This is a genomic window from Nocardia sp. NPDC047648 (genome assembly GCF_040642815.1).
GTDB classification, from domain to species: domain Bacteria; phylum Actinomycetota; class Actinomycetes; order Mycobacteriales; family Mycobacteriaceae; genus Nocardia; species Nocardia gamkensis.
Map to the genome: position 1 here is coordinate 32,107 of NZ_JBEYSX010000026.1, position 11,173 is coordinate 43,279.

At 66.8% G+C, this 11,173-nt stretch carries 12 protein-coding genes; all 12 read right to left on the reverse strand.

Going from position 1 to position 11,173, the window contains the following annotated elements; genetic code table 11:
• Positions 1–44: 44 nt before the first annotated feature.
• Entirely contained in the window at positions 45–1,661 is a 1,617-nt protein-coding gene (locus tag ABZ803_RS33940; RefSeq protein ID WP_357045745.1) for a hypothetical protein, read from the reverse strand.
• Between the two features lie 1,012 nt (positions 1,662–2,673).
• Positions 2,674–3,072 carry a hypothetical protein gene (locus ABZ803_RS33945; RefSeq protein ID WP_357045748.1) on the reverse strand — a complete coding sequence of 133 codons (399 nt, stop codon included), beginning with the start codon at positions 3,070–3,072 and terminating at the stop codon, positions 2,674–2,676.
• 126 nt (positions 3,073–3,198) lie between these two features.
• Positions 3,199–3,807, reverse strand: a complete 609-nt coding sequence (locus ABZ803_RS33950; RefSeq protein ID WP_357045750.1) for a hypothetical protein — start codon at positions 3,805–3,807, stop codon at positions 3,199–3,201.
• Positions 3,808–3,978: 171 nt separating this feature from the next.
• The gene (locus ABZ803_RS33955; RefSeq protein WP_357045752.1) at positions 3,979–4,644 is read right to left on the reverse strand and encodes a hypothetical protein; all 666 of its coding nucleotides are present in this window, start codon (positions 4,642–4,644) and stop codon (positions 3,979–3,981) included.
• Positions 4,645–5,127: 483 nt separating this feature from the next.
• On the reverse strand, positions 5,128–6,021 hold the full coding sequence (locus ABZ803_RS33960; protein ID WP_357045754.1) for a Fic family protein: 894 nt from the start codon (positions 6,019–6,021) through the stop codon (positions 5,128–5,130).
• Positions 5,982–6,224, reverse strand: coding sequence for a hypothetical protein (locus ABZ803_RS33965; RefSeq protein ID WP_357045756.1), 243 nt, complete (start codon positions 6,222–6,224; stop codon positions 5,982–5,984). The genes ABZ803_RS33960 and ABZ803_RS33965 overlap by 40 nt, the downstream gene beginning before the upstream one ends.
• A 208-nt stretch (positions 6,225–6,432) precedes the next feature.
• On the reverse strand, positions 6,433–6,684 hold the full coding sequence (locus ABZ803_RS33970) for a hypothetical protein (protein WP_357045758.1): 252 nt from the start codon (positions 6,682–6,684) through the stop codon (positions 6,433–6,435).
• A 382-nt stretch (positions 6,685–7,066) separates the two neighbouring features.
• Positions 7,067–7,771 (reverse strand): hypothetical protein, encoded by a 705-nt coding sequence (locus ABZ803_RS33975; RefSeq protein ID WP_357045760.1) that lies wholly within the window; start codon positions 7,769–7,771, stop codon positions 7,067–7,069.
• A gap of 88 nt (positions 7,772–7,859) precedes the next feature.
• Positions 7,860–8,738, reverse strand: a complete 879-nt coding sequence (locus ABZ803_RS33980) for a Fic family protein (RefSeq protein ID WP_357045762.1) — start codon at positions 8,736–8,738, stop codon at positions 7,860–7,862.
• A 358-nt stretch (positions 8,739–9,096) separates the two neighbouring features.
• The gene (locus tag ABZ803_RS33985; RefSeq protein ID WP_357045764.1) at positions 9,097–9,897 is read right to left on the reverse strand and encodes a Fic family protein; all 801 of its coding nucleotides are present in this window, start codon (positions 9,895–9,897) and stop codon (positions 9,097–9,099) included.
• Entirely contained in the window at positions 9,894–10,127 is a 234-nt protein-coding gene (locus tag ABZ803_RS33990) for a hypothetical protein (RefSeq protein WP_357045766.1), read from the reverse strand. The genes ABZ803_RS33985 and ABZ803_RS33990 overlap by 4 nt, the downstream gene beginning before the upstream one ends.
• A gap of 222 nt (positions 10,128–10,349) precedes the next feature.
• Positions 10,350–10,847 (reverse strand): hypothetical protein, encoded by a 498-nt coding sequence (locus ABZ803_RS33995; protein ID WP_357045768.1) that lies wholly within the window; start codon positions 10,845–10,847, stop codon positions 10,350–10,352.
• Positions 10,848–11,173: the final 326 nt, after the last annotated feature.

Here is an 11,173-nt window from a genome sequence, read left to right on the forward strand (position 1 = left end):
TCGCCTACAGGCGGGTGCCCGGGGTGCGGATGGGTTGGGGTGTTTCAGAGTGCGGGGCCTGCTTGCCGCTCGGGCGGTGGCGGAAGTGCTGTGCGTTGTGCCTCGGACAGGGAGGTCCAGGGCGCGTGCGGCATGGCTGGCAGCGCGTCGAGGATCTCGGTGGTCTGAGATGGGCCGGGAATGTCCGGCGACAGGTGCGCGCCGATGTCACGCTGGATATCGGAATAGCGGCCGATCGAGCGGGCGGCCCACTGCCGGTCGCGTTGGATGCCGTCGTGGGCGTGGTGTTCGGCGAAGTCGATGGTGTCGTGGAGTGTGCGGTGGATGTCGGCGCGGGCCTCGGCGGGCACGGCGAGGTGGGCGAGTTGCCGATCGAGCTCGCCAGCGAGCCTGCGACATTCAGCGCGTGCCACGTCGGCGTCGGGGGTCCAACGGTAAGCCAAGGCGCTGAGGTGGATGATGGTTCGCTCCCAGGTGGTGCGAATCGCCTCCGCGCCGGTGTCTGTCAAATCCCGCACACCGGTACCGGCAGCGTCGAGCGCGGTGATGATGCGGTGTTCGGCAGTCTCAAGTGTGCTGCGCCCGGTCCGGTCGTGCTGCTGGCGCTCGGCGAGGTGTTGGGAGTGCGGGTCGATCAGCAGCAGGTCGGGCAGCGCGATGTCGCCGTGCCCGATTTCGTGGACCAGGCAGCGGACCATGCTGCGTTCGAGGCTGTGGAGCCCTTCACTGTTGTCGGCGAACCACGACAAATCACGACGGTGTCGGTCCATGCGGGCCAGAAGATCCTCGATGTCGGTGATGTGCTCACCAAGCGGGAGGGCGGGGTTGTCGGCCACGCGGTCGGCGTAGGCGGCCATCGCGGCCGCCGCGGCGGCGTATTCGTGCAGCATGCCCCGTATCTGGGCCCGATCGGCCTCACCGCCTGGTGAGGTGGCTGTGTCCACGAGTATCGGGCAGGAGCGAAAGTCGAACGATTCCGGTAGCCACCCGGAGAGGTAGATGAGCCCGAACTGGATGGCTTCCCGTGTGGCGGCCGGGACCGCCGCGCGTTGCATTGCCGCGTCGAAATCCTGACGAATAGCGTTGAGGCGGAGACGTTCTCGGCTGTCGGGGAATCGGGAGAACGGCATCGCCCACCGGCGAAGCTGCTGATCGACCTCGCGGCGCTGCTCGGACGGGATGGCAACCGACAGAGTGTTTTTGGCGAACTTCTCGGCGGAGATCGACCGGTTGAGCGCGCTGACGCGCTCGTTGGACCATTCCGCCCAGCCGAGGTCGACGGCGGGGTCTACGGTGACCGTGGCGGTGTCGGGATCGAGGATCAGCCCGTACTCGTCGTTGAAGTCCTCGATCAGGTTGGCCAGGGTTTCGGCCGCGAGCGTGGAGCTGCCACGCCACAGCCAGGCATCGGTCAGCGCGGCCGCCAACTCTTCGAGCGAGCCCTGGTAGTCGATGTTCAGCATCCGCTGGTGTGCGGCCGCACGGTGGCGGGAGATCATGTCGTCGCCACCGGCGCCGCCGGTCAGTTCGGAGTCTGCGGCGGTGTAGGCGGAAGACCACTGCGCGAGCAGCATGTTGGCGCGGTGCAGCGCCACTTTGATCAGCAGATGAGCCATGCGCTGGCTTCGCCCGGCCGGTCCCGTCGCCAGCGGCGCGCTCATCACCGAACCCCTGTATCCGTGGCGGCGAGCGCAGTGTGTGGCGCGCTGGGTGCGCGGGGATGTGGGTCCATTGTCGCTTCGCTTCGCAGTGTCCTTGTCCGGATCCAGACCGGTCGGCGTCTCAACGCCTGCTGTCTGAGGGCTGGAGGATCAGCCGTCGCAGACAGGAGGTCCGGTAGGCTGCCCGGTTTCCATCACAGCTGCCGTGCGCTTGGTTGCGCCAGCGTTGGGGGTGCTGCATCCTGCATCGATGCTCGACTGCCGCAACGGTGATGAGGTTGCCGAGCCCGGGTCGTGCGATGGGACGACCGGTGGACGCCGATGTTGATCGGGGCAGGTCGGCGCCGGTCGTGGAGTCCGCCGAGGCCGCAGTGGCATCCAGGGTCAATGGTGTGGATGGTGGCGGCGATCGCGCCCAGAGATGTCGAGGCCGCAGGTATCGGAGACCACCTGCGCCCATGGCTGTCGACGGTCCTGGCGCCGCTGCAGCGATTCGAGTAGCGCGCGGGCCGCCGGTGTGAAGCGGTTGAGGATCGGGTGCGTGGACTCCGATAGCTCGATCGTGGTGACCGCCCGCTTGGCCGGTTGCCTGGACTCTCTGTCGAGAGCACGCAGAACGCCGAGGGAAAATCCTAATTCCGCGAACACGACAGCAACCAGGCAGCAGGGGCGGCCGGCGACGACGTAACGGGGGGTGTGTCCGGTGGCGACATGCTGATCCCGCCGGTCGGGGTCCGCGGAGACGATAGCGACAAGCACGGTGTGAATGTCGGCGACGTCGAATCGACGGCTCCGATCCCTGGGTGGGCGCTTTGCCATGAAGAGATGTCCTTTCCGATCGGCGACTCGAGCGAGTGCCGCTCCTAGGTGTGGCGGTGCGCTGCGTCCCGGTGAGGGGCGGGGTGGCGCAGCGATGTCGCGTCGAGAACGCAGCTCGGTCTAGCTGCGGGTGCGGGGCGTGTTGTCGCCGCCGAGCAGTGGGACATGTACCGGTCGGTGCTCGGCCGCGCGGTCAGTCGTCGTATTGGGGGCACTCGAGCCGGGGTGCTGCGGAGACGATGAGTGAGTTCAGGTAATTCAATGCGGCGGTGGTGGTTTCGGGCTCGCTGAGCAGCTGGTCGCGCTCGTCGCGGTCGAGTCCCAGCCGTGTCGTGCAATAGTCGCGGATCAAGATCGGCGCGCCACTGGGTCCGATGACGGAAACGAACTGGTAGCCGCTGCGCCACCGCGACCGGCCTGCGGGGTGCGGGCGGGCGCCGTCGAGCAGCGCGGTCCATCCCCCGACGCATCCGATAAGGCTGTGGGCGGTGGACCCGATCCACAGGTTCTGGCAGTGCAGGCTCGGGTGCATGGTGAGCAGATCGCGCACGGCGACGGCGAGGCGCAGCGCGGCGGGAGAAGCGATCGGCACAGGGCCTCCTGGATGTTGGATCAGCGAAGAATTTGCGGCTGCGGCACGCGGTTTCGCCGCCGCAGCAGCCTCTTGCAGCGACAGAGGGCTCAGCGGCGTGCCGCGGTGAGGGAAAGAGGGTGTGGGTCAGTGCGCGATTGGCGGCGTGTCGATCGCGAGGTCGAGATGGTCGTGGTCCTGGTCGGGGTCGATCACGTCGAGGAAGCTCAAGACCCGATGGTCGGTGGTGGTGACCAGGACACCGTCGTCGGCCGCCAGAATCCGGATGTCGTTGCTCAACTCGATTTCGGTGTCGTGCTCGGCGAGCGGGCTGGGGCGGATCGAGGTGACCAGCACCGTGGGGCGACCGGCGCGCAGCCACGCATCGAGCAACACGCCGACGGTGTCGACGATCTCGGTCACAGGCTGGTCGGTCAGCTGCTCACGTGCGGTGGTCAGATCGCGCGCGAGCGCGGTCACGTCGAGGTAGCGCCGAAGGTGCTGCAGGTTCGATACCGATGCGGGGACGGTGCCGGCGGTGATGTGGTCGGTGATCTCACGGTGCATCTGTGCTGTGATCTGCGAGATCGTGGGCGCTGGCGGCTGGGGAGAGTTCATGGTCGAAGCCGATGGGGTCGTTGAAAAGGGAGCGCCCGCCGGAATGGTGCAGTCAGACGGTGGCCGGATGAGCCCGTCGTGGTCGAGCGCTGTGATGAGTGGGTGCACGGTCGCGCCGTCAGCGCCGCGGATGATCATCCCGGTACGTCGGTCCGGTGGTGTCGGTGCATGGAAACGACGGGTGTGCGGTGGCCGTTGCGGAGGGCGCTGTCGAGGGGGGCTGTTCCATGGCGGTCTCGGCTAGCGACAGCGTGGTGGAGTGGGCGTGGGCCGATCAGGTTTCCGCGCCTGCCATGGTGATCCTGCCGATCATGTCCTTTGCGGGTTTCGCGGGGCCGGTGGTGTGGGGCGTCTGCGTCGCGGGATGGGCTGTGGCGGGTTGCGGGGGTGTCGGCTGTGTCGCGGCGCCGGCGGGCCGGGTGGTTCGGTGGCGGCCTGATGGTCGTTTTCGGGGTGAGTGGGCGCTGGCGTGGCGGAGTTGGTGTGGTTGCCGATCGCCCGGGCGAGTGCGAGGGCATGGGTCCAGGTGGCCTCGATGTGGATGGTGGCATTGCGGTTGTCGTGGACGCGGATGCGGCCGCTGAGTGAGCTGCCGACCCGGCCGAAGTAGACGTGGCTGTCTTGTACTCGGCGGGCGGAGGGCAGCGCAGCGCACAAGGCTTCGATGGTCGCCATGCGACCGGCTTCGGTCTGCGCGGCTTTCAGGGCGCGGGCGCGGCAGCGTGCGAGGGTTTCGACGAAACCGGGCAAGAGATCGCGCGTGATCCTGGCCGCTATGGCCTCGGTGGGGCGGGTTTCGGACACGGTGATGGTCGCGATTCCCTGCCCGGGGTCGAGATGGGTTCCCAGCTCTGCGTAGTCACGGCAGATGAACAGCTTGCCGTGATCGGTCGTGCGGTGGGATGTGTTGCCACTTTTGATGTCCAGGCGCTGATCGGCAGGTCCATGCAGGATCACATGTTCGGTGAAGCGCACCCAGCCGGATGCGGCGCGCCAGCCTGGGCCGAGGTGGGAGGCGATCTGCCTGGCACGGTGAAGAAGGGTTGTCATGTCATGTCCAAGCGTCGGGAGTCGGCGAGGTCACCGCTACCGCGGTGGCGTTGTCCGATATCTGGGGACGAGGTGGACGTTGCGTGGTCAGGTCGGGTCCGGTCCGAACTGCCAGATGCCCAGCCACACCAGCCCCGGTATGGTGAATCCCCAGTCGGGGTGCAGGCGAGGGAGGTCGAAGAAGTCCATCGTTGGTTGCCCTTTCTCTATGTAAACGCACCTTTCGTGCTGGCGGATGGAGGCCGGATGGGCAGGCCGAGTGCCGCTGGCGGACTGGTTATTGGAGCCCACGACGACCGGCTCGGTTGTCGAGCTGAACGCCAGACGAGAGGTTGGTGGAACTTTCATGCACGACCCGACAGCGCCGCGGCGAGGCCGCGCCGTGGGGAAGGGGCGTGCAGGTTGCGGTCAGGGGTCGAGACTTACATCCGGCGCGTTCTGCGACACGGCGGTGCCGTGGGTGGTTGATGCGTCGGTGGTGGGCTGGAGGCCGGAATGCGGGCCGTGGGTCAGTCCGGCCGCGTCGATCGCGTCGCCGATGTGCGCGCCTGTTGTCTGCGTGCGGATGTTGTCGAGGATGATGGCGAGGTCACGGTGGTTGGTGGGGTCCAGTACCGCGGGGGCGGTGGGGTCGGCGCGCGGGATTGTGATGCGCCGGAAAACTCCGAGCAGGACACGATGGTCGGTCGGCTTGCGCCCGTCGGTGTCACGGGACCACATGCTCGCCCAGTTCCACTCTTCGGTTTCGACGAGGCTGTAGTCCAATGCCCATTGCGCGGCTGCGATTTGGCGTTCGAGGAACAGTTTCCCGCTGCGTCCGTTGCCTTCACGGAACGGGTGGGTGAAGTTCAACAGCATGTGGGCGCGTGCCGCGCGGTCGATGAACTGGTTCTGATCGAGGGCAGACCAGTCGATCTCACCGATCTCTGCGGTCGCTTCGACGAGATAGTCCTCGATGTCGGACGGGTTGGCGAATTCCAACTCGCCCTTGTACAGCCTGACGGTGCGGAACTGTCCGGCCCAGTCGTAGACGTTGGAGAACAGGTGGCGGTGGATGGCGCGCCACTCCGCGGCGTCTCCGGTGGCGGGAATGTCCGCGCGGCCCTGCTCGATCTCGATCCACCGCAGCGCGGTTTCGCGGTACTCACGCAGCGCGAGCTGGTCGGGATCTCGTATCCCGTACCGGTTGCGCAGGACGTCGCTGTGTTCGCCGTCCTCGGCGGGCCACAGGTAGGGGTCGGTCCACTCAGGGTTGTGCGGCATCAGCGTGGAGGCGGCCGGTGACTGTGACGCACGGCCCACTCGTCTGAGCGTCTGTCGTATTCCTCGGGGGTGATCGCCCCGGTCACAACCGCGATCAGGTCGGCGAATGTGTCGCGGTCGGGTTCGATCCCGACTTCCTGCGCGTGGATGGCGACCGCGCGAGTGACCGCGCGGCGGGTCGAGCCGTCCAAGGATGCGAACAGATCCGGGTACCGGCGCTCCCAGTCCGTGACACGGTCCACCGCCGACCTCCTGCAGACTTGATCAACTGCTGTCCAGTCTGCCGAGATACACCGTGAACTGCCAGCCGCCGAAACCCCAGGATCGGTCGCGAGCACCGCTATGCGGAGTCGGCCGACCCGGCGACCGGCTGCAGGATGCTGTTGAATCTGAATCCGGGGTCATCGCCTGTTCCCGCGCGGTCCGCCGTTGAACATCGACCTTGCCGGGCTAGGTGGCGTGGTCGAGCAGGTAGCCGAGCATGTACGGGTCCAGCGCTCGCTGCATCACGTCACGGTCACCGAACTTGCGGGCCTTCTCGATCAGGCTGTCGCGCTGGGCCTTGAGCTTGTCGCGCGCCCACTCGAACTTCCAGCGGTCGCACGGGTCGGCGCCCCGAGCGTTCTGCGCCGAGGACTCCATACCCTCGCACTTGCTGTTGAGCGCGGCCGCGATCGCAGCGGCCCACTCTTCGGCGGTCATCCGATTGTCCTATCGGATAGGGGGTTGGGGGAGCGGTCGGGCCGGCTGATGGTGCCGCCATGCGCGCGACGCCGACGGTTACAAGCGCTCTGGGCTCCGAAGCCGGCGTTGTCGATCATCGCCCGTCACAAGAGCACAGTTGGCGATACTGGGCACGATTTTGTCGGTGCTGGTGTGGTTTCACCGCAGTCGCACGCCACAGCCACTAGGAATGGGCTCCCGACGTTGTCGAGGTTGGTCGGATCATCGAACAACAGTCTCACTCGCTCAAGACGAGCCCCGGCCCGCGTAACTGCCGGTTTCAGAGGATGGTCGCGCGGCCTCGCCGGCGCCAGCCCGCAGCGCGGAGCCCGGCCGTTCGCCGGGGGTCAAGATTCAGGATTCAGGCGGGGCGGGGAACGGACGGATGCAGCAGGTGGTTGTGCCAGTGGAGCTGGGTGTTGATGTCGGCGAGAATGCCGCGCAGCATCGACGCAGCGTCAGCCAGTTGCGGGTTCGATGCGCCGGTGGCGTCGCGGAATGCAGGTCCCTGGCCGTCGGCGCTGCCGGCGAAGTAGTCGACGCTGCCCAGTCGCACACCGTGCATGCCTGCGATTTCGACCCAGACACTCAAACCGTCGGAACAGTGGCCGAGGTCGGGGGCGGTCGCCGTGTACATCAGGGTGGCGGCCGGGCCCTCGATGTGCTCGATGCCGGTGACGGTGATCAGCTCGCTCCACCCGAGTTCGCCGATGAGCTCAGCCGCCGTGGTGCACCATGCCGGGCCCCACTCGGCGCTGGAGGGAGCGCGCACGCTGGTGTGCTCGAGTTGGTGCTCGAGCAGTATGCCGTTGACGGTGAGTGACAGGCCCGCTGGCCGGTGAGTGGGTGCCCGTCGCGGGTGGGGGTCGAGGCCTGCGAGGGCGTGACGGTCGGTGGCGGTGAGAAATCGGTCGAAGGTATCGGCGAGTACGTCCAACAGTGTGCTGTCAGGCAGGGCGTCCACCACGCGTGCCAGGTGCTCGTCGGTGAGGGTGTAGCCAGCGGCACGCTCGAGGAGGTCGTAGGGCAACAGCAGGTCGCGGCCGTGCAATCGCGGCGTTGTCATCGGGTCTTCCTTGACGTCGGGTCGGCAGGTGCGATGGGCGGTTTCGAGGTAGCGGCCGAGCACGTCTCGCGAATTCGGTCAAGGCCGGTCAGTCGGTGGCGTCGGCTGACGGTGGCGAGGAGTTGCGGCTGGGTTGCTGCCCGGGGCTCGGTGGCACAGAGTCGATACCGGTGTCGGTGTCGATGGCTGTGGAGGGCAGGGTGGTGTTGTCGAGTCCGGCCGCGGCGATGGCTTCGCCGGTCTCGTGGCCGGGTGTGTGGCGGTATCGCGCGAGCACGGCTTCCAGGTCGCGGGGATCGACGGGGTCCAGCGAGAGAACGGTCGCCCTCCGGTGCACGGTGATCTGAGCGAAGACGGGCAGCAGCGGGTAATGCGAGGGCATGCCGTAGAGCGCGGGACGTGCTTCCTCGGAGGCTGCGTTCCACCGGTGTGGCTCGATGCGGCCGTAGTCCAGTTTCCACTCGGCGGACTCGATTTGACGGTCGAGAAACAGCCGGGCTGCGCGGCCGTTGCCTTCACGGAAAGGATGTGCCCAGTTCAACGCCGCGTAGACCTGCGCGGTGAGTTCGATGAACGGAAGCCGGTCCAGCGAGGACCAGGGGATGGCGCGGACTCCGTCGAGCATGCTGGGGATATAGGCATCGAACAACTCCGGGGCAAGGAAGGTTCGTAGCCCTTTGCCGAGGACGACATCACGTAGCTGGCCGGCCCATTCGTAGACGTTGCCGAACAGATGAGCGTGGATGGCCTGCCACTCGCGCAGGTCACCAGTGCGCGCAATGTCGACCTGGCCGCGGCGGATTTCCAAGGCACGTTTCGCGGTTTCCCGGTACTCGCGGCGGCGAAGCTCGTCGATGTTGTGCAGCCCGTAAAGGTTGCGCAGCATCGTGCGGCCGGGCCCTTCATCTGAGGGCCACAGGTAGGCTTCCCACCGCTGCTCGTCGGTCATTCCCTCGTCGGTTGTCATAACCCACTGCAGGTCTCGGCGGTCTGTGACCGTCTCCCTCTCACCCGAAAACAGCGCGGCGCTTGCACGAGGTCAGCATCGGATCTCGACTCTACGGTGGGCTTGAAGCCGATGCTCAAACCGGCGGCATCGAGACACACCGTGAACGGGTCACGATGTAATCGGCTCCCTGGCATGAGAATTGCTCTCGAGTTCGACGGCAACGATGATCTGCGCTCAGTCTGCTCGCGGGCTGCGGGCTTTTGCTGAAAGGCCACCAGCAACGGCGGTCGTGTCGCGGTGACCTCGCTCACCTCCGCGTGGCGTCGCCACGAGATTCGTCCGAACTGCCGCGAAGGTGGTGAGGCGCGGCGCTCGCTTATGGACCTGGGTCTGGTTCGCTCGCGCGGGCGGGAGCGACGCCGTGAGAGTGGTTTTCTGTCTCGATTGGGGAGGCGGCTCGCTCGGTCGCGGGTCTGCTGATGTCACGGATCGCGGCGCCGATGTCATAGCCGTCGTGGCCGGGCTCGCGGCGGGTGGGGGCGTCGTGGAGGCGGGCGTGGGTGATCTCGTCGATGACGGGGACCAGGATGTGATAGTTGGTGGGTGTCTGGTCGTTGGCGGGCCGGGACAGATGAGCAGCGGCGTTCCAGAGGGCGGGGTCGAGATCGGTGTAGTTCAACTGCCACGGGGCGGCGGTGATCTGGCGGTCGAAGAACAGGCGCATCGCGCGGCCGTTGCCTTCCCGGAAGGGATGACACCAATTGAGTTGCATGAGGGCGCGGGCGGCGTGCGTGACGAACTGTTCGCGCTCGAGCCGGGACCAGTCGACAGATCGAATGTAGTCGGTGGTCAGCGGGATGTAGTCGGCGAAGTGGCGCGGCTGAAGGAACGGGCGGCCGTCTTTGCTCATGGTGACCGCGCGGGGCATGCCCGCCCATTCGTAGATTCTGCCGAATAGGTGGGCGTGAATCGCCGACCATTCCAGGAAATCGCCGGTGCGAGCAATTTCCACGCGGCCGGTCACGATCTCGAGGGCACGCAAACTGGTTTCGCGGTACTCCCGGCGGCGCAGTTGCTCGGCGCCGCGGATACCGAGCGGATTGGCAGCCGCCGCCTGTCCGTCGAGCGCGGCGCCCGACGCAGGGTAGTCGGTGCTGGGCTCGTTGCCGGAGCTCACTGGTCAGGTTTGGTTTGTGCTGCCCACCGGTCAGATCGCTGATCGTATTCGTGTTCGTCGATCGCACCGGTGAGGAGAGCGACGAGGTCGGCGACGAAGTCCCGGTCGGGTTGCAGGCCCTCGAGTGCGTGGCTGGCCAATGTCTGGTCCAAGGCGTGACGTTGCGTCTCGTCGAGGGGCTCATATAGATCAGGGAAGCGCTGTTGCCATGGGGAGGGGGCGTCGGACACAGAGTTCTCCTGGATTCGCTCGAACGTTGGTCGATGATGTCGAGTCTGCCGCACGCACGGCGGGCGTAAGGGCTCGGCGGCGTAGAGGTCGTAGAGGTCGCGGTCGACCCCAACAGTCGGCAGGGTTGAGCGGTGACCCTTGCTGGCCGCGCGATCAGCGACCGCATACCGTGCAGGATCGGCTTGCCTGTGACCGATTCGGCTGCCGCGATCGGTCAGATCCTATCCCTGGGCGCTGGGCGGCGGACTCACCTGCGTGATCGGTGCTTCCACGGGTAGCCACTGCTGGGTGTCGGCGTCCCAGCCCAAGACCTTTCCGTGCATTGCCGCCTCGGTGGGGTCGAGGTCGAGCAGCGCCAGGCGCGCCTCGTCCGGGAGATCGGCGGTGACCAGAATCGCGGCCGCGTCCACGTTCTCGATGTCGAGCACGGTCACCACCTCCACGTCACCGTGCGATCGCCGTGCCCGCCGAAACCAGCGTTGACGCAGCCGGGCCGGAAGCGCTGCCGCGCCGTCGGCGGCACGCTCACCGAGCGCTTCGAGGAATGCCTTACCGAACACTGTCGCCGCGGGCGACACCGCGCCGAACGCAGCCGCCGACCACTGCAGCAGATCCTGCGACAGTGAGCCGGGATCGACCCGCGGCAGGCCACCTGCGGGAGATGGCGGCACGACATCGCCGCTACCAGCGCGCCCCGGGCCGGGCTGTGGCTGATTCACGGCGAACTCACCAGCATCGCTTCAGTGCGCACCGATCCTACGCCACTGCGCCGTCGGTCCACGCGATGTGACGAGACCCTGGAAGGGAGGCGGTCAGCTGACACCGGTGGACTCGCTTGCCTGACCCCGGCGCTTCGAGCGGTTGCCTCGTCGGCTCAGACCGGTGATTGCGGCGTGTTCTACGAACTCGCCATGCTGATCTGGTCATTTGAAGAGTGCGAATGCTATCGCTGATGGCGCTTGAGAAGAATCCTCAGACCTGCTCGCCGAATGTCCCCAGGCGGAGCAGGGTTTGAGGCTATCAGGTGGAGCGGTGTAGCGGAACG

Coding starts and splice junctions, on each gene's coding strand:
- ABZ803_RS33940 (WP_357045745.1), bottom strand. CDS start 1,661: ATGAGCGCGCCGCTGGCGACGGGACCGGCCGGGCGAAGCCAGCGCATG.
- ABZ803_RS33950 (WP_357045750.1), bottom strand. CDS start 3,807: ATGATCATCCGCGGCGCTGACGGCGCGACCGTGCACCCACTCATCACA.
- ABZ803_RS33970 (WP_357045758.1), bottom strand. CDS start 6,684: ATGACCGCCGAAGAGTGGGCCGCTGCGATCGCGGCCGCGCTCAACAGC.
- ABZ803_RS33975 (WP_357045760.1), bottom strand. CDS start 7,771: ATGACAACGCCGCGATTGCACGGCCGCGACCTGCTGTTGCCCTACGAC.
- ABZ803_RS33980 (WP_357045762.1), bottom strand. CDS start 8,738: ATGACAACCGACGAGGGAATGACCGACGAGCAGCGGTGGGAAGCCTAC.